Source organism: Gorillibacterium timonense (genome assembly GCF_001457415.1).
GTDB lineage: Bacteria > Bacillota > Bacilli > Paenibacillales > NBRC-103111 > Gorillibacterium > Gorillibacterium timonense.
The window spans coordinates 1,486,951-1,508,602 of sequence record NZ_LN881724.1; the positions used below are offsets into that span (position 1 = coordinate 1,486,951).

Below are 21,652 nucleotides of genomic sequence, written 5' to 3' on the forward strand. Positions count from 1 at the left end.
GGGTAATGATGAACAAGAGAGTAAGAAGCCTCCTCACCGTCGCGCTCGCGACAACCCTGTTTGCCGGAATCGCCCCGGCTGCGTTGGCCGCCTCGGCGCCTGCACAAGCAAGCCCGACCGTCTTTATCGACGGAACCCAGCTTGGTTTTTCCAATCAACAGCCTGTGGTGCTGAAGGGGAGAACGCTCGTCCCGATGCGGGCCATTTTTGAAGCTTTGGGTGCCAGCATCCAATACGATTCCAAGACAGGAACCGTGACCGCGACCAAAAAGGATACATCCTACAATACCTATATGGGAGACAAGACCGTCACCTTGAAGATCGGTTCCACGAAGGCGCATGTGAAGGCCGTACCGTCGAAGGAATGGTCGGAGAATGCTATTGATAAGGATGTTATTCTCGATGTACCGGCTCAGACCATCAAGGGCAGCACGATGGTTCCGCTCGCTTTTGTCGGACAAGCGCTGGACTGCCACGTAAAGTGGGATGGCAAGAATAACCGCATCAACATTTACAAACCGCAATTGAAAGAATATTGGTACCAACAGGATTCGAACACCGAAGAGTTGATTCAACGGTACGATCTGCATTCGTATACCCATCCGGACCCGATCCCCACGGATAAAGAGCAGGTATACCTGCGTACGATCGCATACGGCGACGAGAAGACAACGACGTTTTATGCTTATCTCCTCACTCGGGTCAATGTGGAGGAGGGAGATCCAGTCACGGTGGACGTCATGGTTGACGGGGCTATCAAAGAAGGACTTTGGGACAGCAAATACACCATCACCGTTTATAATCCGGAGACGGGAGATTATGATTCCTCTGTCAGTGAATCGACGGTCCTTATCTCCTATGTTGGTAAAGACGGAGAGCCCGATTTGACGGCGATCCCGTTCTCGGTCTATGCCGCAATCTCGGATGCAGATGATAAAGGGCTGTTTGGTGAATAGGACTTACCCGAGTGTGAAATGAGGCAAGTATTGCTCGAACCTCAATAGCCAAAGAAAAAGGTCTTCAGCTCCGGTCATGGATCGGATGCGGGAGACCTTTTTTGGGATCAGAATAGTTGAAAGCCTGCAAAGGTGCGGGCCGCGGAATACAAAACTAAGAGGAGCAAGAGATAGCCGATGATCGTCAGCACGACGAACTTTCGTTTTTTTCGCAATTTCTTCTTCTTCTCCTTGTCGTCCCAGTCGTCCTGGACATCCAGACGAGCCTGCTGCCTTACTTTTTCCTCCAGATAGATCGGATCCGATTTGTCCATGCTTGTCCGGCCCCTCCTTCCTCCATAAGAGTGTATGAGGTGAAAGAACGAAATATGAAACATGCGCGGGCTTATTCCCAAATGCCAAGTATTACATATATATAAAGTATATACGGAATGATATACTGAACAGGCAAGCGATAGCTTGCTTCATAACCTTTTTTTCTCCGATTTAACCGCCGGAAGTTGGATCCGGCGGTTTTTTTACGTTTACATAGAGGGATAAAACAAAATAATCCCGGGTAGGAGGTTCTTCCTATAAACCGGGATGACCACTATTTGGCTATTGTTAATGTTTTTTTTGCGTGATAACTTAGTAAAGTAAGGAAAACCATTTGCCGAATCCGGTTCATTCGCGCCGGTACGGGGGATTTTTTTGTCGGGTGTGCCAAAACGAAGAGCGGAAGACATCCGCTAGGTTTGGCAGGCCATACGACGTAACCAAGCGCTCTGATTGTTTTCGCATGAATGGGACAGCTTGGTTAGGGGGGTGAATGCTTGCGGGGTAACCCGGCGAGCTAGGGAGAGAACCTCTTCCCGAATCCGTCAACTAACCTCGGAGGCACTAGGAGGAACTGAAACTGAATAAAGTCACCAAGAGCATTTTGCTGTCGTCTGCTGTCTTTGCGTCCGGACTCCTGTTTGTCCAGCAGAGTGAAGCCGCATCGTCCCCCGTCAAGGTTCAGATCAACGACACGATCGTTTCCTTTCCTGATGCCCAGCCGTTCGTCGATTCCAATAGCCGTACCCAGATTCCGGTTCGCGTCGTTTCGGAGAAAATGGGATACTCGGTTACTTCTATAGACGAGGGAAAGCAAGTAAAGGTTACAATCTCGGGAAAAAATCGCACCATCATTTTAAAAACGGGTGAACAAACCGCTACCGTCAACGGAGAGACGATCAGCCTCGACACGAAAGCACTCATCTCCAAAAACCGTACTTATGTACCGCTCCGCTTTATCTCCGAATCGTTCGGGACCGAGGTGAACTGGGATTCCAAGACCCAGCTTGCTATCGTTAACGCAGACGGAAAGGACCATGCACCCGCAATCAAGGCGGAGAGCTCGGCTGCCCTGCTTGTTGCGAACTCCAAGAAATATCTCGGGATTCCTTACATGTGGGGAGGTTCGACACCAAGCGGCTTCGACTGCTCCGGATTCGTCGCCTATCTCCTCAATCAGCAGAAGGTGACCGTTCCCCGCACGGCGGACGGAATGCGCGCCAACACCGGGACAAGCGTATTCCAGCCACAGCCGGGAGACCTGGTTTTCTTCTCTAACACGCAAAAGGCTCCAGCCAATCATGTCGGCATCTATATCGGCAGCGGCAAATTCATCTCCGCCACCAACTCGAACGGCATTCATATCGATCCGTTGACGACCGGCTACTGGGGCAACCGCTATTTCACCGCCAAACGCGTCTTTTCTTCATGAGCGGACTTATCAACCATTGCTAGCGGTTGAATGGTTCCGTTCGATGAGCGCTCCTTCCGGGAGCGCTTTTTCGATTTGGATTGTAATTCTTCGGGACAAACGGGTACAATGGGGAGCGTAGTAAGCCGATATGGAGGGGATTGCATTGTCCAAATCCTATGAGATCGTCGTCTTGGGCGGTGGAGTTGGGGGATATACCGCCGCGATTCGCGCGGCTCAGCTCGGCAAGAGCGTAGCGCTGGTGGAGAAGGAGAAGCTCGGAGGCACCTGCCTGCATCGGGGGTGCATCCCGACGAAGGCCCTGCTTCGCAGCGCCGAGGTGTACGCGGAGTTTCACGAGGCCGAGGATTACGGCATCGAAGCGGAAGCGTTCCGCGTGAACATGGGCAAGGTTCAAGAGCGGAAAAACCGGATTGTCGAACAGCTGCACAAGGGTGTGCAGTTTCTGATGAAGAAAAATAAAATCGATGTCTACGCCGGAATGGGACGGCTGATCGGGCCTTCGATCTTCTCGCCGCGCGCGGGCAGCGTTGCGGTCGAGCTGGCCGACGGCGAGACGGAGACGCTGGTGCCGGAGCATCTCATTCTGGCGACGGGCTCGCGTCCCCGTTCGCTTCCGGGACTCGTTCCGGATGGCAAGCGAATTCTAACCAGCGACGAAGCCTTGGAGCTACCGGAGATTCCCCGCTCGGTCATCATCATCGGCGGCGGCGTCATTGGCTGCGAATTCGCTTCACTCCTCTCCGATATGGGAGCGGAGGTCACGATGGTCGAATATGCCGACCGACTCCTACCAATGGAAGACAAGGACATTTCGGCGGAGCTCGCCCGCCGATTCAAGAAAGATGGCATCCGCGTGTTGACCGGAGCTCGCGTCCTGCCGGAAACGGTATCCGCAGATGAGCGGGAGGTCAGGCTTAATGCAGAGCAGTCCTCCGGGACGGTGGAGCTGACGGCTGACATTGCCATCGTAGCGGTGGGCCGGATCGCCAACACCGAGGGCATCGGCCTTGAGAACACCGATATCGTCCTCGACCGGGGCTTCATTCGAACCGACGATTATTTGCAGACGGCCGAGAATCATATCTACGCCGTCGGCGATGTGAACGGCAAGATGCAGCTGGCGCACGCCGCCGCTCACCAGGCTGTCGCGGCGGTCGAGCGGATTGCCGGAATGGCGGCGCATCCGTTCCGCGTGCAGGAGGTGCCACGCTGCGTGTATACGCGGTTGCAGGTGGCGAGCCTGGGGATCTCCGAGCAGGAAGCGAAGGATGCCGGCCGGAGCGTCAAGATCGGGAAGTTTCCTTTCAAAGCGCTCGGCAAGGCGCTCGTTCAAGGCGAGACGGGCGGCTTCGTCAAGGTGGTCGCCGACAGAGAATCGGACGACATTCTCGGCGTCCATATGATCGGCGGTCATGTGACCGAGCTGATCGGCGAAGCCTCTCTCGCCGGCTTCCTGAATGCGTCTGCCTGGGAAGCGGGACAAGCCATCCATCCTCACCCGACTCTGTCGGAGGCGCTGGCGGAAGCGATGCTGGCGGTGGACGGCAAAGCATTAAATTTGTAAGAAGAGAAGCCCTGTGCGCAGGGCTTTTTCCATCGGGTGTGATGAGAACCGTACGTAAACGATGGTTTCATGCGGATATTCCGAAAAAATGTGCATCCAAAGGTCGGACTGTGCTATAGTATCTTATAGGGTCAAGTATTAGGACCAGGTAATAAAAAACACATTCCTTCCGGATGATCCCAAGAGAAGGTAGACCGGGGGAATAAGGAGGCAAGCTCCCTTGACGATCGGTCAAATGACAAAGCATCGCAGCCTAGGGATATCGGACGAAAAAGCCGTACAGATGTATGAGCTGATGGTAAAGGCGCGCAAATTCGATGAGATGGTCATGCTGCTTCAGAGAACGGGGAAAGTGGCATTTTTCGTATCGGGAATCGGGCAGGAGGCCTGTCAGGTTGCCGCTGCTTTGGCTTTAGAGCCGCATAAGGATTATTTTTTACCGTATTATCGTGATTACGGGTTTGTCCTGTCCGTGGGTATGACCTTGAAGGAGCTCATGCTCTCCGCATTCAGCAAGGGTGACGATCCCACCAGCGGAGGCCGGCAGATGGTCGGTCATTTCAGCCACAGAGAGCATCACATCGTCACGGGATCGAGTCCGGTGACGACCCAAGTGCCGCATGCAGTCGGCTTTGCTCTTGCCGCGAAGATGAAGAAGCAGGATTTCGTATCGTACGTCACCTTCGGGGAAGGCTCCAGCAATCAGGGGGATTTCCACGAGGGTTGTAATTTTGCCGGAGTGAATAAGCTTCCGGTCATCTTTCTCTGCGAAAACAATCAATACGCCATCTCCATCCCGGCTCACCGGCAATTAGGTGGGCAGGTGAGCGATCGAGCGCTGGGCTACGGTTTCCCGGGCATTCGCGTGGACGGCAACGATCCGTTAGAAGTATACCGAGTGGTGAAGGAAGCTCGCGCGCGCGCCATTCACGGAGAAGGTCCGACGCTGATCGAAGCGATGATGTATCGGCTTTCGCCGCACTCCACCTCGGACAATGATCTTCTGTATCGCACCAAGGAAGAAGTCGAGACCAACCGCAAGCAAGACGGAGTGCCGCGTTATCGCGATTACTTGATCGAATGCGGGCTATGGAGCGAAGAACAGGACCGGGAACTGCTCGCGGCGGTTGACCGGGAGGTACGGGAAGCGGCGAAATTCGCCGAGGACGCTCCTCATGCAAAGGCCGAAGACCTGCACCGCCACCTGTATGCCGAAACGGAGGAGATCTGACTATGGCGGTTATCACATACCTGGAAGCAATCCGCAGCGCCATGCTGGAAGAGATGGAGCGGGATGAGAATGTATTCGTATTAGGAGAAGACGTCGGCAAGGGCGGCGTGTTCAATGCGACCAAGGGCTTCCGAGATCGGTTCGGCGAGGATCGCTGCCTCGATACCCCGCTTGCCGAGTCGGCCATCGCAGGCGTCGCCATCGGGGCGGCCATGTACGGGATGAAGCCGATTGCAGAGATGCAGTTTGCCGATTTCATCCTCCCGGCAACCAACCAGATCATCAGCGAAGCGGCCAAAATCCGCTATCGTTCCAATAACGACTGGAACTGTCCGGTCGTCATCCGGGCTCCGTTCGGCGCTACAGGCGGCAGCGCCCTCTACCATTCGCAATGCACCGAGTCCATCTTCTTCGGAACGCCTGGACTTCAAATGGTGGCACCTTCCAATCCCTACGATGCCAAAGGGTTGATGAAGGCAGCTATCCGCAGCGAAGACCCGGTGCTCTACTTTGAGCACAAGAAGTGCTACCTGTCGATTACCGGGGAAGTACCGGATGACGATTATATCGTGCCGATCGGCAAAGCGCGGGTGGCGCGAGAAGGAGAGGACATCACGGTCATTTCTTATGGGATGGCTGTGAACCTGACGCTGAAAGCAGCGGAGGAGCTGGCGAAGGAGGGCATCAGCGTCCATGTGCTGGATCTCCGTTCGTTGGCGCCGCTCGATAACGAAGCCATCCTTGAAGCTGCTGCCAAGACGGGCAAGGTACTGGTGGTCCACGAGGACAACAAGACCGGCGGTGTAGGAGCCGAGGTGTCGGCCATCATCTCGGAGGAGCTGTTCTATGATTTGGACGCTCCGATCATGCGGCTTTGCGGGCCGGACGTTCCTGCAGTCAGCATGAGTCCGGTGCAGGAGAAGGCTTTCCTGCTCACCCCAGAAAAGATCGCCGCAGCCATGCGCAAGCTGGCCGAAATTTAACTGCTCAGGCGGAGAGGATCGCGATCAACCCATCTTCTCCGCTTTCGAACGTGAAAGCGAAGGAATTTTGAAGGAAACGAGGGATTGAGCCATGAGTGGCAAGGACAGCCGAGGCACAGCCGTGCCTGTTCCCCATCTGGCGGAGAGCCTGGTCGCCGCAACGGTCGGCAAATGGCTGAAGCAGCCGGGGGATTACGTCGTGCAATATGAAGTGCTCTGCGAGCTCATTACGGAGAAGGTCGTCGTGGAAATGCCGTCTCCGATAGAAGGAACGTTAACCGAATTTGTGGTCGCCGAAGGGGAAACTGCCCAGGTCGGTGACCCGATCTGCTACATTCGCGAGCAGGGAGATGCGGAAGCGGCAATCACTGCTCCGCCGTCCGACTCGGCGGCTGGACATGGCGTCAGCGGAGGAGGGATTCCCTCATCCGCAGCCGAAGCGGCGGCTCCGGTGGCGGCCCAAGGCGGCGAGCACAGCGCGCGGTTCTCGCCGGCCGTGCTGAAGCTCGCCGCCGAGCGCGGCATTCAGCTCGCCGATGTGCCGGGAACCGGTCTCGGCGGACGGATCACGCGCAAGGACGTGCTCGCCTACGCGGAACGCGGTCCGGCAAGCCGTCCGGTCGCTCCCGCGCAGGCAGCCGTGCAGCCGAGCGCTCCGGCGCATGCTTCTTACGCCGCGCCGTCTGCTCCGCCTGCGCCTGCTGAGAGCGAATACCGCTCGCCGATGATGCCGCAGCAAGCGCCAGCAGGCCCGGTACGTTCAACCGGCCTGCACCTGACCTCCAACCCGCCGACGCCGTTCAGCGAAGCCGATCGGGTCGAGAGCCGCGGCGAATATTTCATCGATGTGACTCCGGTGCGGGACACCATCGCCAGCCGCATGCGGCAGAGCGCGACAGAAATCCCTCACGCCTGGACGATCGTGGAGGTGGACGTCACCAATCTCGTTCAGCTGCGTACGAAGCTGAAGGACGAGTTCATGCGTAAGGAAGGCATCAACCTGACGTACTTGGCGTTCGTACTGAAGGCGGTCGTCGGGGCCATTAAGGACTATCCGATCTTGAATTCCGTCTGGGCGGTCGATAAGATCATCGTCAAACGGGATATCAACATTTCCCTCGCCGTAGGGACCGAGGATTCCGTCATTACGCCCGTTATCAAGAAAGCGGATCAGAAGAACATCGCAGGCCTTGCCCGGGAAGTGGATGAGCTCACTCGCAAGGCGCGCTCCGGCAAGCTGTCCTTGAATGATCTTCAGGGCGGTACGTTTACCTTGAACAATACGGGCTCGTTCGGATCGCTGCTGTCCTACCCGATCATCAACTATCCGCAGGCGGCGATTTTAACCTTCGAATCCATCGTGAAGAAGCCGGTTGTCATTAACGATATGATCGCCGTGCGCTCGATGGTGAATCTCTGCTTGTCGCTCGACCATCGGATTCTGGACGGGGTAATCTGCGGTCGCTTCTTGCAGCGAGTCAAGGAGAACCTCGAAAGCTACGGACCGGACACTCAGTTGTATTAAATACGGAGAGATCGGCCATCCTTCAAGAAATGAATCAGATACGCTCTTGCTCGTGGAGGATGAGGGAAGCCGACCGATTGCCAGCCTCCCGACAATCCTGAGACCGGCTGGACCGGACGGCGATCCATCTCTTGCTTAGGCATTGGCTCCGGCAAACAAATAAGCCGTCATTCCCGGATATCTTGTGGGAATGACGGCTTTCTGTTCTAGGCTCGCCTCAGAACGGTTGAACGAAGGCTTCGAGAACATACATGAGCGTGGAGATCAGCATGCTGCCGATCATGAGCCAGAGAACGACACGGAACCAGAACTTTGAAGACTTCAAAAAGCGACTCCCCTTTTCAGGTGATTTGGAAACGAGTAAGATAAAGAAAGCGCCTAGCGCGCAGGAACGTTTGTCCTATGACCTTAGTTTACCTAATAGAAGCGATGGAGGGAAGACCCATGGTGCAGCATGACCGGATTATCGGTGAATTTATGGAGCTCGTTCAAGTTGACAGCGAGACGAAACATGAGGAAGCGATCGCCGAAGTTCTGAAGAAGAAATTCGCGGATCTCGGTCTTCACGTGCAGGAGGATGACAGCAAGGAGAAAACTGGACACGGAGCAGGAAATCTGATCTGCACCCTTCCGGCCAAAGGAAAAGGCGTCGACGCGCCCAAATTGCTGTTTACCTGCCACATGGATACGGTAACGCCGGGCAAAGGCATCAAGCCGGAGCTTGGAGTCGATGGATACATACGCAGCGACGGTACGACGATTCTCGGCAGCGACGACAAAGCAGGGCTAGCCGTGCTGCTGGAAGGCATCCGCGTTCTTCAAGAGCAGGGGACCGAGCATCCGCAGCTGCAATTCGTCATCACGGCTGGTGAGGAATCCGGCTTGAACGGCTCGCGGGCGATGGACCCGAAGTGGCTGGATGCCGACTTTGGTTATGCGCTTGATTCCAGCGGAGAGATCGGTGGAATCGCAGTTGCGGCGCCGTCGCAGCAGAAGATCTTTATCACCTTCTATGGCAAATCGGCACATGCCGGTGTCAATCCGGAAGATGGCGTCAGCGCGATCACCGTGGCCAGCAGAGCCGTATCGAAGATGACGCTCGGCCGCATCGACAAAGAGACGACCGCCAACATCGGCAGCTTCTCCGGCGGCATCGTCGGAGCGACCAACATCGTTTGCGACAAGGTGATGCTGGAAGCGGAAGCTCGCAGTCTGGATACAGAGAAGCTGAACAAGCAGGTCGCTTCGATGCAAAAGGCTTGTGAGGATGCGGCGGCTGAAATGGGCGCGACCTGTGAATTCCGCAGCCATCTGCTGTACCCTTCCTTCAAGTTCACGGATGAAGCACCGGTTGTTCAATTGGCCAAGCGTGCCATTACGCGTGTTGGGTTGGATCCTCTGACCTTTCACTCCGGCGGCGGCAGCGACGCCAACGTCTTCAACGGTCACGGCGTTCCCACCGTCAACCTGGCTGTCGGCTACGAGTATATCCACACCAAGAAGGAACAGATCAAAGCCGAAGATATCGTCAAGCTGGCTACGGTTTTCGTCGCTCTCGTTGAAGAAGTCGGAAAAGAAACCCGCTAAGGCTAACGAAACATAATCAGCCTCATGCAAATGAAGAGCCACGAGGACCTTTCCCTTAACGGGATAGGTATTCGTGGCTTTCTTTATTGGGGGCTGCATCCGTTCAATAACAAGCGATCATGGCTGGGGGTACCCTAGCTTCTCCTTTATCTTTCGGCTGTTTCATCACGGTGTTGCCTTCGGCGATACTCTTCCGGTGTGAAGTCGGTTCTCTTCTTGAACAGCGTGATGAAGTAGGGGATGTTGCGAAAGCCCACCGCTTCGCCGATCCCGGCAATCGAGTTGCTCGTGGAGATTAGAAGTCGCTTGGCATTGTGCAAGCGCGTCTGTTGAATATAAGCGAGCGGCGTTATACCCATGACCCTCTTAAACGTTCGGTGCAAATGATAAGGTGTGCCGTGGCAGAGGACCGCGAGTTGTTCCAGCGATAGCGGTTCCGCATAATGAGTGTCGATATAGTCGGTCACCACCGTGATCCATTCCTCATCGGGAAGACGTTTTCCGGTTGGCTTACAGCGTTTGCAGGGCCGATATCGAGCGGCAAGCGCTTCTTCGGAGGATGGGTAAATCTCGATGTTTTCCTGCTTCGGGGGCTTGGATTTGCAGGACGGTCGGCAAAAGATCCCCGTTGTTTTAACCGCGTAAAAGAATGTTCCGTCATAAGCCGCATCGTTTGCTAGAATCGCATTCAACTGTTCAACCGTAGGCGTGGTGTGACGCTCTGTCATATCCGATTCACCTCCATCCTCAGTATAACCGCAATCGCGGGTAATGGATTTCATTATCTTGCTCTTCTATTCCGCAAGCCTTACAGGACGGTGAGAAAAGGATATACTCAGAAAAGAGGTGATCTTGTGATAAATATGGATTCGAAGCTTTATTGGTCGCTGCTTGTGAACAAGGATTGGAGCCTTCATCTTGCGGCGACCGCAGAGGGGCTCTGTTATGTCAGCCCGGCCAATCGGCCGTTTGAGGAGTTGGCTGAGTGGGCTAGATCCCGTTTCCCCGGTTCGGAGTTGGTGCAGGACGACCGGATGTTGGAGCCGTACGCCAACGAGCTGGACGAGTATTTGCATGGAACACGCCGGAGCTTTTCCGGTTCACGGGTATTCAAGGGGACGCTGTTTCAACAACGCGTCTGGGATGCTCTGTGCCGAATCCCATATGGAGAGACCCGCTCTTACTCCGATATCGCTGCGGCGATTGGTAAACCATCCTCCGTTAGAGCCGTTGGAGCAGCGATTGGAGCGAATCCGATCCTGATCACGGTTCCTTGCCATCGGGTGATCGGCAAGAATGGTGCATTGACGGGGTTTCGCGGAGGACTTGACATGAAGACGCGTTTGCTTCAACTGGAACAGGGGTAAGGGAAAGGCCGATTCACTCGCATGAACGGGAGGGCTGCTCTTGGCAACGGTTGTGACCAAGGTCTTTGAGTATGGGCAATTGGAGATGGACTACCTATGCCGTGCAGATGTCGCATTGGGGGAGGCGATCCGGCGTTTGGGGAAGATTGAACGCTTCGTCATCCCCGATCTCTTCGCCGCTCTTGTCTACGCTATCGTGGGTCAGCTCATCTCCACGAAGGCAGTCCAAACGATATGGGCGAGGATGCAGGATAGGCTGGGGGAGATTACCCCGCATCGGTTGGCGACTTGTCCTGTCGAAGAGATTCAGCAATGCGGCATCACCATGAAGAAAGCGACCTGCATCGCTGAGATCGCCCAGCAAGTGGCGGAAGGTCGCTTTGATTTGGAAGGATTATCCGTCCTGCCGGACGAGGAAGTGATCCAGAGGCTGTCGAAGCTGAAGGGGATCGGCCGGTGGACGGCCGAAATGCTGTTGCTTCTTTCCATGGAGCGGAGCGATGTGGTCAGTTGGGGAGACATCGCCATTCGCAGAGGCATGATGAAGCTGTATGGGCTGCCCTCGCTTTCGAAAGATCAATTTGAGGGTTACCGAAAAACATATTCACCTTATGGCTCGGTGGCATCGCTTTATCTATGGGTGGTCTCCTTTGAATAGCCGCTAGGTATAGTCTAAGCGACCGAAACAAGAAGAGGAGCAGATGAATGGAGAGTCTCATTCGGGACCAATTGAGTGCATGGGTCGATGAAGATTACCGCAAGTTTTCCGCAGCGCTGATTCCTACTATCACGAATGTGATGGGGGTCCGGCTGCCGGAGCTTCGCAAGCTGGCAAGAAGGATAGCCCGAAGCGATTGGCGAGCCTATCTCGCCCAAGCTGAGGATGACTTCTTTGAAGAAACGATGCTGCAGGGCATGGTGATCGGTTATGCGAAGATGGAGATTGACGAGCGACTTCTCTATATCGCTCAATTCGTGCCGAAGATCGACAATTGGTCGGTGTGCGACAGCTTCTGCTCCGGGTTGAAGATGACCGCTTCTCACCCGGAAACGATGTGGCTGTTCTTGCAGCCGTATCTGAGATCGGATAAAGAGTTCGAGCTCCGATACGGTGTTGTCATGCTGCTAAACTACTATGTATCGGAGCTCTATATCCAGGAAGTGTTGGATCGTTTGAACCGCATTCGCCATGAGGGCTACTACGTGAAGATGGCTGTAGCCTGGGCGATCTCCATCTGCTTCATCAAGCTTCCCGAGCCCACGATGGCGCTTTTGCAGAACAATTCTTTGGATGATTTCACCTACAACAAAGCGCTGGCCAAAATTACGGAGTCGCTCCGCGTTGACCCAGAAACCAAGAAGCGGATTCGCAGCATGAGACGTTCGGTTACCGTATGCGAAGTGTAAAGCCACTCCTTGACTTACCTTGAGAGGCGGGATACCAAGCTTACAGCACATCGCGGACGCGAGTGTGCTTCTTTTGCAATTGGGTAAGGAAGAACTTAAGAATGGCCACGGTCAAGATGAAGAACAAGCCGGTTCCGAGCAGGATATGCGGATAGAATTGGATGAACCGTGTGCCGTACGAGATGAGGGCGCACCATTCCCCGCTACGACTTTGCTGGATAGTCGGCATGCCGTCTTCCAGATTCACGATCTCGGAGCCTCCGAGGAAAATACCGAGAACGGCCAACTGCCCGAGCAAGAACAACACCTGAATCAGCTCGGCCAAAAAAGCGAAGAGAAGCTCCGGTGCGAGATTTGGCAGGATGTGGCGGCGGGCGATTCGCACCCTTCCCGCCCCCATGAGGCGGGCGGCGGATACGTATTCCTTGTTGGTGAAGAAGCGAGTCCGTTCCGCAACCTGGTCCGCAACCGGAGCAATGCCGAGGAACGAAACGGATCCGAACAGCATCACGCTGAAGAGGGTCAGCTTCCATTCCTGGCCGGGAATCACCATGCTTAGATTCAAAATGTAATAGGCCATATAGAGGGCAGGGAATAGCAGAATCAAAGCGGGAACGGCCGAGGTTGTCATTTGAATGATACGAATGAAGGAGCGCCCGAACCGGCTGCTGCCTCCCCATAGCCCGAGCGGCACACCGATGAGGAAGCGGCACAGTGCAATGCTGAGGGAAAATCCGAGAGTGAGCTTCATACCGTTCAGTAGAAGGCTGAGAAGATCGATCCCCCGGTGATCGGTCCCGAGGAGGAATTCGCTGTTCGGTTTGACCGGAGGAGTTGTATAGACGGTTTGGCCGTCAACAAGCTCTTGACGGAATTGGAACTTCTCCGAATCCGCGATGCTGTGAGGCATAAGCCATGTCCCAAGAACAGCTGTCAGAATGAGCAAACCGAAGAGAACCCATGCGGTCAGATAAGCGGGAGAATGCTTGGATAAACGCTTCACCATCGACTTCATGGGATTTTTCGAAGAGCTGCCGATCACCTGACGCGCGCGCTCAACTTCGCTTAGCGCCTTGCTGTCGGCAGGTGCAAAGCCACCGGGAGTAACAGGCGGATAACCTGCGGAGGTTGAAGAGGCCTGTCCGGTAGAAGCAGGAGTTACAGAAGATCCAGATTGATAAGCTTTCGGCTGCCAACGGTTTCGATGAGCCATCAGATCTGAACCTCCCTTTTGTCAACGTGCAGAAGTCTCTTTAAGATGGCGTAGAACAGATTAAGAGCGAAGGTGAGGAGCCCGAGGATCAGGCAGACGGAGATGAGCGACTCGCCCGGATTGTACCGAGGACTGTTCACGATTCCGCCCAAGCCGAATATTTGGCAGAGTACCTCCACCATCACCATCCCGGCTACCGCAAGCCCGGTCGCTTTTGGCAGGACGGCAAACAAGTCATCCGCCACGTTGCGTAAAACATGACGAAGGATGATCAAACGGCGGGTAAGGCCCTTGGAGCGCGCGGTGACGATGTAATCCTCGGCCCACTCGCGGCGGACAGCAACGCGCAGGGTGCCGTATATGAGCGCTCCCGGGATCAGAGCGATCGTGGCAAACGGGATGAGGAATGGAGTCCGATCATTGAATTCTACGATGAGGTAGAAGGGACGGTCAAAGCTCTGCGCGAGAAAGATACAGAGGATCTGCAGTAGACAGACGACCACAAAATCGGGAAGCGCCATTAAGATGGCATGGATGCTGTCAAAGCATTTTCCGAGCCAAGGCTTAAAGGATGCGATGAGGGCGCTTGCGGTGCCGGCTGCAATCGCTAGAGCAAGGGCAGGCAGAAGGTAACGGAGTGTTTTGGGCAAAAGCTCCCCCAGCTTGTCCGCAAAGGGAACTTCTGCGGTTGCTTGTCTTCTCGAGGAATAGCTAGGATATAAATTGCCAAGGTTACCGTGAAAATAGCGATCAAGGCTGCCCTTCATCGCCTTGCCATAGCTTGTCAGGGAGAAGGTTGGACGCCCTTCTACGGGCAAGACTTCATTGACACCGAATTCATTTAAGAGGATTGCCGCATAGTCTTCGATTTTACCGGAAGGAATCTGCAAGGTTCCCGGCATGGAACGATTCCCGTCCTTGATCACCACGGTTTCAGGATGCTTGACGGGAATGCTGTGCAGAACGCTCGCGTCGGCAACGACGCGGATCTGATCATCCGCGATAGTCGGTTTAAGCCCCGCACCCAAATGACTGAACAAGAAGATACCGATGAGCATGCAAATGCCTGTTAAGATCGTGCTTCGAATAGACTTCAATCGTGTTCACCCCGAACTTATAAGAAAATATAACCCATTCTACCACAAAAAGGGACCGTGTGGTCGGATATTTTCTTCGGTCAACGAATACCGAACTCGAAGAAGAAAGCCGACTTAGCGGTCCTGATTATCTATGCCATTTTCGACGTAATCTTTTTAACGCAGTTTTTAAAACGGCCCATAAAGTGGGTAATGCCTTTTTACTAGCAACCCTACCAGCCACCCTTGTGGTAGTGACAATGGAAGTGATTGTGCATGTTCCGAGGTTCGAATGGCTCGATCGTGTTGTATCCGAAATAATGTTGAAACAGTTGCCCATACTAATTGCTGGCGTACCCATATATAGCATCGGAATGTTGATTGAATATCGGGTATCCTCAAATCGTTTTGAGCAGGTCGATTTGTAAGACTTTTGCCTAGTTCAGGCATGGACGAGTCTGACCGGCTTGATGGATTTAGGGGAACGGGTAGAGGCGCATGTTTTGCATCTCTACCTGTTCTTTTTCGTCTTCTTCTCTTTCTCCGATTTCGGCAAAAGGGATGTCACGGGGACATCCGAGTCGGTGCTTCGCGAGAACTCCTTCAGCTTGCTGCGAACCTCCCAAGCCTTTCCGACCATTCGAAAGCCGCCGTCTGAGAGATACACTTTCATTGTCATCGCCTCCTTCTCAAGGATTCTGCCGGAAGGGTCCGGATGTGTTACAATCCTATGTAGGGAAAGAGAGAACTATGACGCTTGTCCAAAAGGAAGTTCCGTTTTGGGCAGCCGTCCGAATTCAACGAGCCGCTGAGGAGTGAATGAAACGATGAGCACCGATAATCAGAACGGGATCAAGGAGAAGCCATTCGAAGAAGTAACGTTGGAGGTCAAACCGATCTTTCAAGGGAAGATCATCAACCTTGATGTGGAGACGGTTAAGTTACCGGACGGGGGAACTGCGACGAGGGAAATCGTCCGCCATCCTGGAGCGGTATGTGTACTAGCGCGTCTCGGAGAACGCATTCTTGTGGTGGAGCAATACCGTAAAGCGCTCGGCCGCAATCTCGTCGAGATTCCGGCAGGCAAGCTGGAGCGGGGAGAGAATCCACTGGAAGCCGCAGAGCGGGAGCTTCAGGAAGAAACCGGCTATACGGCGGGAAGGATCAAAAAGCTCACTTCCTTCTATTCCGCGCCTGGATTCTGCGACGAGCTGCTTCATCTCTATCTGGCGGATGAACTCGTAGCGGGCGAATCCCACCCGGACGAGGATGAGTTCCTCGAATGCGGTGCCCTCACTCTTGAGGAAGCCAAGAGCCTGATCGCGGATGGGGGAATCGCCGATGCGAAGACGATTCTTGCCGTTCAAGCCTGGGAGCTTCTCCTATTGAGGGAGAGCAAGCAAGCGTAATGAAGGATTATTTCGCGGACCTGCATATCCACATCGGCCGTACCGAGCGCGGTATTCCTGTCAAAATCACGGGAGCGCGCAACCTGACCTTTCAGAATATTGCCCGGGAAGCATCGGAGCGCAAGGGTATGGACATCGTTGGAATCATTGACTGCGCTTCTCCTGCCGTTCAGGAGGATATTCGGGCTTGCCTTCAGCGCGGAGAGATGGAGGAGGTGCGGCGAGGCGGTTTGCGGTACCGCAATACCGTCCTCTTGCTGGGCTGCGAAATTGAAGTGCATGACCCGGGCTTCGGTCCCGCTCATGTTCTATGTTATTTGCCGGGGCTAAAGGAGATGGAGGATTTTACGGAGTGGCTGAAGCCGCGTATGACCAATGTGACCCTCAGCACTCAGAGGCTCAGGGCAACCGCCAGAGAGCTGCAGGAAACGGTTCTCTCCCGACAAGGCATCATCATTCCTGCCCATATCTTCACTCCCCACAAAGGCTTGTACGGAAGCGCTACGGACCGGATGATTGATCTTCTCGACCTGTCAGGCGTGATTGCGGTAGAGTTGGGTCTAAGTGCGGACACGGCCATGGCCGAGCGCTTCAGCGAGCTCGATGCCTTCCCGTTCGTCACCAATTCCGATGCCCATTCGCTCGGCAAGATCGGAAGAGAGTATAATCGGATGAAGCTTGCCGAACCCAGCTTTGCCGAGCTCGTCAAGGCACTCAGAAGCCGGGATGGACGGGCCATCACTGCCAATTACGGGCTGAACCCCCGTCTCGGCAAGTATCACCGCACCTATTGTGAGGCTTGCTCTCGCATCGTGGACGAGCCCAGGCAGGCGGCTGATCAATGCTTGTATTGCGGCAGCCGGAGGATCGTTCGGGGTGTGATGGACCGCATCGAGGAGATTGCTGACAGAGCTACTTCTCTTCATGCTGCTTCCCGGCCTCCGTACATCCATCAGGTCCCGCTCGAATTCATTCCCGGCCTCGGCCCCAAGCTGCTCGAGAAGCTGCTCGCTCGCTTCGGAACCGAAATGAGCATTCTTCACCGCGCCGCCGCAGGAGAGCTTGCCGAAGTGGCAGGTACCCGGATCGCGGACGCTATCGTCGCATCCCGGGAAGGCAGGTTGGCTGTTGACGCGGGCGGCGGCGGCCGATACGGTCGGGTATCTGTCACCTGATCGGTTGGGAGCTGTTACCAAGGGGTATTCTCCTCTTCTTGATCCGATGGGCTTGCCGAGCAATTGAGAGCGTAAGCTTCCAAGTTCAGTTGTGAGGAACGGGAGACAGACGAATAACGGGGTGAATTCTACCGTAGCGAGTTGCAAGCTTCTGGCTCGAATAATGCGGATCAAATTCGATTCTAGCTATGATGAACGTAAAGGAAAACAGCACCTCCAAATTTGCTCGAATCGTAGGTTAAAATGGAGTTGTCCCCACCATTTCAGAGCTACAAGCAAAAGGAGATGCTGATACCATGAAGTTTACCACAAAATATATTGGTTTAGATGTCTCAAAAGAAAAAATAGCGGTGGCAATTGCAGATGCGGGAACAGAAGCCCCCCGTTATTACGGCACAATTTCGCATACCCCAGCTGCAATACGGAAGCTGCTTAAGGAGCTTGGGCCGGCGAATAGCTTGGCGTTCTGTTACGAAGCGGGACCCACCGGGTACGAAACCCATCGCTGGATTGAATCCATGGGTGCCAGCTGCACGGTTATTGCTCCCTCACTCATCCCCAAACGGGCAGGAGACCACGTTAAGACAGATCGCCGGGACGCCGAGCAACTGGCACGACTATTCCGCGCAGGGGAACTGACAGCCGTTCACGTGCCGACAAGAGAAGATGAAGCCTTACGTGACCTTGTCCGCACGCGCGAAGCAGCAAGGGAGGATATCCATCGTGCCAGGCAGCGCCTGTTGAAGTTTCTGCTTCGGCACCACATCCATCCGCCAGTTACCATCAAACGGAGGTGGACAAAAAAGTACCGCGAATGGCTGACTCAGCTCACGTTCGAGCATGAGGGAATGCAAGTTGCTTTTACGGAAATGCTCCATGCGATCGATGAAGTCGATCAGCGCATGGCCCGCTTGGAAAAAGCGCTGCTCGTACAAGCCACGAAGGGAGCGAAGGCTCCCGTCATTCAGGTCCTTCAATCTTTGCGCGGCGTCGCTCTTCTCACAGCCGTTACGATTGCGGCAGAGATCGGTTCCTTCGCTCGTTTTCGTTCCCCCGCCCAACTCATGGCTTACTTAGGATTGGTTCCTCGCGAGTATTCAACCGGACAGCGCACACGTCGAGGATCGATGACCAAAGCGGGCAATAGCCATTTGCGACGCGTCCTCATTGAAGCAGCATGGAGTTACCGCTATCGTCCCGCAGTAAAAGGGGAGCTTGAGAAACGCTTGGATGGGCTGTCGGGTGAAGTCCAAATGCTTTCATGGAAAGCACAGGAACGATTACATCGCAAATATCGGTACTTGGTGTTTGGCAAGAACAAGCAAAAAAATGTAGCGATCGGTGCGGTTGCGCGAGAACTGGTTGGGTTTGTATGGGCGGTTGCGCGGACGGTGGAACCATCGCCGACGGCTTAACCCTTAAGGGGAAACGCAGGGGACTCGCCCCCTGCACCCCCACACTCGCCGTGAGGCACCTCCAACAGCAAGCTGTTGGAAGGAACGACAGTGTTACCTGCAGAACAACCGCTTGTCAAGGAATCCACTTGACAAGCTCCCACTCGAGCATTAAGCCCAGGAGCAAATGAAAGGTTTCAGGAGAGAATTCGCGACTTCCGTTTGCACTAGACGAGTCATCGTCGAATGTGCGTTTCTAGCTAGCGTTTGCTCTCCCTGACGAAGGCATTACATGTGGTACCCAACCCACGGATAGCAGCGTGCCGACCGTCGCTCGCATATTTGCTCCTGCGCTTAGTGCTTAAGTTGAATAAATGCAAATGATGAAGGGCTTGACTAAAACGTTCATAGCAACGGAAGCAGCAACTGTTAAGCAGCTTTATAAAGCACCCTCATCCAGCTAACGGAAATGGAAGCAGTTATTTTGCTTCAATTGAAGTGGATATCGTCAATTGCCCCAAATAGCAGCGTGCAGCTCCGTTAGAATCTCAAAACTCTACAAATCGATTAAATAGCGGCTAGGGCCGCCATTAGAAAACACGAGCCCCCGGTCGCGCTAATGGCCGAGTAGTTTTTTCACGACCACAACGTGTTCGAGAAGGCAGCAAACGACAATCAAGCACAATAGGGAGCGAATCATGCCGGTTCACCTTGCCCGCTTCATTCGCCCCTATCTTACATCTAATCGGGGGCTGACCCCAAAGCAGGAAAAACCTGCTTTGGGGTCAGCTCCTTTTTTGTGTTTGGTCGTCACGGCTCCTGAGTAGGCCGAGCCGGGTCCAACGCCTTTGCCGCGTCGAAGAGAGGAGCGAGCCGCTTCGGAGTTTCGGTGAGCGCCATCCCGTCGATATGACGGCGGTCCATGAACAGAGCCTGCTTCGTTGCCTTCAGATAAGGCGTCGGCCCAACTGAGCAGAACACCCGGAAGCCCCGGTCTTCCAGCAGCTTTAATTTGTCGGGGTCTCGGTCAACCGAGCTTCCAAACGGATAGATGTAGATGGCGGTCGGGCCGATGAGCGGCTCGACTTCCTTCAGCCAACGATCCGTATCCTCGGCGAGATGAGCCTTGGTGATCTTCCTGGCATCGCGATGGCCCCAGCTGTGGGATGCGAAGGACCAGCCGGTCGCTTTTAATTCATGGACGACTCGCTCGACGTCGGTTTTGTCTTGTTCATAGGTAGAGGAGGACGGATCATTGGTACGGTAGCCGAGAATCCCTTCATAACCTGTGAGCGCCAATATTCCTTTGGCTCCTTGGAAGGAAAAATCAGGATGAGCGGCGACGAAATCATCGAGGATCGGAACAATGTCATTGTCGCGGGCGGTGATTTCGCGGCCTGATGGATCGATGGCATAACCCGCGATTCGCCCGTCTTTATCGACGACGAGCTTTTGGATGTTCCCGTTTTTTCGCATGTAATCGTAATAGTTGTTGTCGTCCACAGAGAGGATGAGAGGTTTCTTTCCTTCTGGCAGAAGAAGCTCCTTCGTGTAGACCTCCGGTTTGTTCTCCTTATCGGTTCGGACGCCGTACAGAGAATCCATCCCGATCAGAATGTAACCGTTCCGATAGAGATCCTCCAGGATACTGCGGAATTCTTTTGCCGTCACGAACCAATCAAAATACCCTTTGGCCATGCTATCTCCATCGAACGCAAGCTCGGGATACACGACGAGCGGATGAAAAAACAGATGCTCCACGCATCCCTTGTAGGGAACAAGCGGAACAGCGGGCGTGGCGCTTGTTCCGGGAGAACCGGATGTCGTGACGCTAGGACCGGGGGAACCGGATACTGTTGAGGGAGCCGATGAGTTCGAGGCAACCGGAGTTGAGGACGGAATTGTCGATGGAGCAGCGGAAGGAGCGGCGGATGCCTGTTGAGTTGGTTTTGCGCTTTGACTCGATGAGGGGATTGCTTCTGGAGAAGCTGCTCCATCGGTTGAATGGCCCCCAGATGAGTCTGACGCCTCACCTGCAGCAGCGCCTCCGCCACTAGGCGCGAGCGCACGCCCCGTTGGCATTTGATACAGAATCCATCCAATCGCAATCGCCAATGCGGCGAGAGTTACGAGCAGCACTCCGGTTTTTTTACGCCCGCTCTTCATTTTGCCTACCTCCTAAAGGTTTCTTCCCAATAGACGATAGAGCGAGACGGTCGGTTGCTGATTGCTCGGAGCCTGCATGTTTCGCCCGCTTGAATCATAAGCATTAGGGATGGGACAAGGATGGAGGCAAGGAGGCTGCTCGACATGCAGGCGAATCGCAAGCTTGCTACGCACGTGAAATCGTATCTTTCCTTTTATATTTTCGTATCCGCGATCTTCGTTACGGGTGTCATCTTCGGGGTTGTGCTGGTCAGCGCCTTAACGCTCGATATGACGCAGGAAATTCGCCGTCATTTGGGTCACTTCTTCGAGACGATGAATCAAGGAGAGGAACTCGATGCCGTCCGTTCCTTCTGGTCGATATTCGGGATGAATGTCAAATGGGTCCTACTCATTTGGTTGTTCGGCTTGTCAGTGATCGGTCTTCCGCTCATCCTGGTACTCGATTTCTTTAAAGGCGCACTCATCGGGTTTACGGTCGGGTTCCTGGCGGGACAATATGCTTGGAAGGGATTATTGTTCTCGCTTGCCTCCGTTGTTCCTCAAAACCTGATTCTCATTCCGGTGATGCTGATCGGCAGTGTATCCGCCTTGTCTTTCAGCGTCTATTTGGTCAAAAATCGCTTTCTGAAACAGAGAGGAACCCTCTATCAACCTCTATTTCGCTATTGCGCGCTAGCGCTCCTTCTCGTGATTTTGACCGCAGCCGTTTCCTTGTATGAGGCTTATTTGTCACCGGAATTGATGAAGCAATTAACGCCGTCCCTCGTCACCCTGTTCGGCTTCGTGAAGGAAACTGTTTGACTTTGCGATAAGACTCCTCCTATAATAAATAGTAGCAACTTGCGT

General features: G+C 54.3%; 21 protein-coding genes and 1 riboswitch. Of the genes, 14 read left to right on the forward strand and 7 right to left on the reverse strand.

Translation table 11 applies throughout. The features are described from left to right. The first annotated feature begins 8 nt into the window (after positions 1-8). Positions 9-956, forward strand: coding sequence for a copper amine oxidase N-terminal domain-containing protein (locus tag BN2684_RS19360; RefSeq protein WP_159065821.1), 948 nt, complete (start codon positions 9-11; stop codon positions 954-956). Positions 957-1,063: 107 nt separating this feature from the next. Here the strand turns inward: BN2684_RS19360 and BN2684_RS19365 are convergent, their stop codons facing one another. After that, positions 1,064-1,270: a hypothetical protein gene (locus tag BN2684_RS19365; RefSeq protein ID WP_058303757.1), complete on the reverse strand. Its 207-nt coding sequence runs from the start codon at positions 1,268-1,270 to the stop codon at positions 1,064-1,066. A 326-nt stretch (positions 1,271-1,596) separates the two neighbouring features. Further along, positions 1,597-1,850, forward strand: a riboswitch (cyclic di-AMP (ydaO/yuaA leader). 25 nt (positions 1,851-1,875) lie between these two features. Here BN2684_RS19365 and BN2684_RS19370 point away from each other — a divergent pair. The 5 genes from BN2684_RS19370 (at position 1,876) to BN2684_RS19390 (ending at position 8,009) form a co-directional block, all read left to right on the forward strand. Then, positions 1,876-2,703, forward strand: coding sequence for a C40 family peptidase (locus BN2684_RS19370; protein ID WP_058303758.1), 828 nt, complete (start codon positions 1,876-1,878; stop codon positions 2,701-2,703). 145 nt (positions 2,704-2,848) lie between these two features. Further along, positions 2,849-4,270, forward strand: coding sequence for a dihydrolipoyl dehydrogenase (gene lpdA, locus BN2684_RS19375; RefSeq protein ID WP_058303759.1), 1,422 nt, complete (start codon positions 2,849-2,851; stop codon positions 4,268-4,270). Between the two features lie 220 nt (positions 4,271-4,490). Then, positions 4,491-5,501 carry a thiamine pyrophosphate-dependent dehydrogenase E1 component subunit alpha gene (locus tag BN2684_RS19380; RefSeq protein ID WP_058303760.1) on the forward strand — a complete coding sequence of 337 codons (1,011 nt, stop codon included), beginning with the start codon at positions 4,491-4,493 and terminating at the stop codon, positions 5,499-5,501. A 2-nt stretch (positions 5,502-5,503) separates the two neighbouring features. After that, positions 5,504-6,484 carry an alpha-ketoacid dehydrogenase subunit beta gene (locus BN2684_RS19385; protein ID WP_058303761.1) on the forward strand — a complete coding sequence of 327 codons (981 nt, stop codon included), beginning with the start codon at positions 5,504-5,506 and terminating at the stop codon, positions 6,482-6,484. Positions 6,485-6,575: 91 nt separating this feature from the next. Next, positions 6,576-8,009: a dihydrolipoamide acetyltransferase family protein gene (locus BN2684_RS19390; protein WP_058303762.1), complete on the forward strand. Its 1,434-nt coding sequence runs from the start codon at positions 6,576-6,578 to the stop codon at positions 8,007-8,009. A 217-nt stretch (positions 8,010-8,226) separates the two neighbouring features. Here the strand turns inward: BN2684_RS19390 and prli42 are convergent, their stop codons facing one another. Beyond that, positions 8,227-8,334, reverse strand: coding sequence for a stressosome-associated protein Prli42 (gene prli42, locus BN2684_RS24600; RefSeq protein ID WP_159065822.1), 108 nt, complete (start codon positions 8,332-8,334; stop codon positions 8,227-8,229). 119 nt (positions 8,335-8,453) lie between these two features. Here prli42 and BN2684_RS19395 point away from each other — a divergent pair, with 119 nt between their 5' ends. Continuing rightward, positions 8,454-9,596, forward strand: a complete 1,143-nt coding sequence (locus BN2684_RS19395) for a M20/M25/M40 family metallo-hydrolase (protein WP_058303763.1) — start codon at positions 8,454-8,456, stop codon at positions 9,594-9,596. Positions 9,597-9,742: 146 nt separating this feature from the next. Here the strand turns inward: BN2684_RS19395 and BN2684_RS19400 are convergent, their stop codons facing one another. Next, positions 9,743-10,324 (reverse strand): bifunctional transcriptional activator/DNA repair enzyme AdaA, encoded by a 582-nt coding sequence (locus tag BN2684_RS19400; RefSeq protein WP_058304635.1) that lies wholly within the window; start codon positions 10,322-10,324, stop codon positions 9,743-9,745. Between the two features lie 135 nt (positions 10,325-10,459). Here BN2684_RS19400 and BN2684_RS19405 point away from each other — a divergent pair, with 135 nt between their 5' ends. Genes BN2684_RS19405 through BN2684_RS19415 form a run of 3 tightly spaced genes read left to right on the forward strand, consistent with a single transcriptional unit; the run spans position 10,460 to position 12,370 of the window. Next, positions 10,460-10,963, forward strand: coding sequence for a methylated-DNA--[protein]-cysteine S-methyltransferase (locus BN2684_RS19405; RefSeq protein ID WP_058303764.1), 504 nt, complete (start codon positions 10,460-10,462; stop codon positions 10,961-10,963). A gap of 40 nt (positions 10,964-11,003) precedes the next feature. Next, positions 11,004-11,621 (forward strand): DNA-3-methyladenine glycosylase family protein, encoded by a 618-nt coding sequence (locus tag BN2684_RS19410; protein ID WP_058303765.1) that lies wholly within the window; start codon positions 11,004-11,006, stop codon positions 11,619-11,621. A 47-nt stretch (positions 11,622-11,668) separates the two neighbouring features. Beyond that, positions 11,669-12,370, forward strand: a complete 702-nt coding sequence (locus BN2684_RS19415) for a DNA alkylation repair protein (RefSeq protein WP_058303766.1) — start codon at positions 11,669-11,671, stop codon at positions 12,368-12,370. A 40-nt stretch (positions 12,371-12,410) separates the two neighbouring features. Here BN2684_RS19415 and BN2684_RS19420 read toward each other — a convergent pair whose 3' ends face one another. From BN2684_RS19420 to mciZ, 3 genes are all read right to left on the reverse strand, one after another. After that, positions 12,411-13,583, reverse strand: a complete 1,173-nt coding sequence (locus tag BN2684_RS19420; protein ID WP_058303767.1) for an ABC transporter permease — start codon at positions 13,581-13,583, stop codon at positions 12,411-12,413. Continuing rightward, complete coding sequence (locus tag BN2684_RS19425) at positions 13,583-14,680, reverse strand: ABC transporter permease subunit (RefSeq protein WP_148450028.1); 1,098 nt, start codon at positions 14,678-14,680, stop codon at positions 13,583-13,585. The genes BN2684_RS19420 and BN2684_RS19425 overlap by 1 nt, the downstream gene beginning before the upstream one ends. A gap of 490 nt (positions 14,681-15,170) precedes the next feature. Continuing rightward, entirely contained in the window at positions 15,171-15,332 is a 162-nt protein-coding gene (gene mciZ, locus BN2684_RS24035; RefSeq protein WP_108722234.1) for a Z-ring formation inhibitor MciZ, read from the reverse strand. Between the two features lie 154 nt (positions 15,333-15,486). Between mciZ and BN2684_RS19435 the strand changes: the two genes are divergently transcribed. The 3 genes from BN2684_RS19435 (at position 15,487) to BN2684_RS19445 (ending at position 18,658) form a co-directional block, all read left to right on the forward strand. Next, complete coding sequence (locus BN2684_RS19435; protein WP_058303770.1) at positions 15,487-16,068, forward strand: NUDIX hydrolase; 582 nt, start codon at positions 15,487-15,489, stop codon at positions 16,066-16,068. Next, positions 16,068-17,243, forward strand: a complete 1,176-nt coding sequence (locus tag BN2684_RS19440; protein WP_058303771.1) for an endonuclease Q family protein — start codon at positions 16,068-16,070, stop codon at positions 17,241-17,243. Before BN2684_RS19435 ends, BN2684_RS19440 begins: the two co-directional genes overlap by 1 nt. A 296-nt stretch (positions 17,244-17,539) precedes the next feature. After that, positions 17,540-18,658, forward strand: a complete 1,119-nt coding sequence (locus BN2684_RS19445; RefSeq protein WP_058300737.1) for an IS110 family RNA-guided transposase — start codon at positions 17,540-17,542, stop codon at positions 18,656-18,658. 789 nt (positions 18,659-19,447) lie between these two features. On the opposite strand, the gene BN2684_RS19450 is transcribed toward BN2684_RS19445, so the two are convergent. Further along, positions 19,448-20,803 (reverse strand): polysaccharide deacetylase family protein, encoded by a 1,356-nt coding sequence (locus tag BN2684_RS19450; RefSeq protein WP_148450031.1) that lies wholly within the window; start codon positions 20,801-20,803, stop codon positions 19,448-19,450. Positions 20,804-20,947: 144 nt separating this feature from the next. Here BN2684_RS19450 and spoIIM point away from each other — a divergent pair, with 144 nt between their 5' ends. Beyond that, positions 20,948-21,607 carry a stage II sporulation protein M gene (gene spoIIM, locus BN2684_RS19455; protein ID WP_058303773.1) on the forward strand — a complete coding sequence of 220 codons (660 nt, stop codon included), beginning with the start codon at positions 20,948-20,950 and terminating at the stop codon, positions 21,605-21,607. Positions 21,608-21,652: the final 45 nt, after the last annotated feature.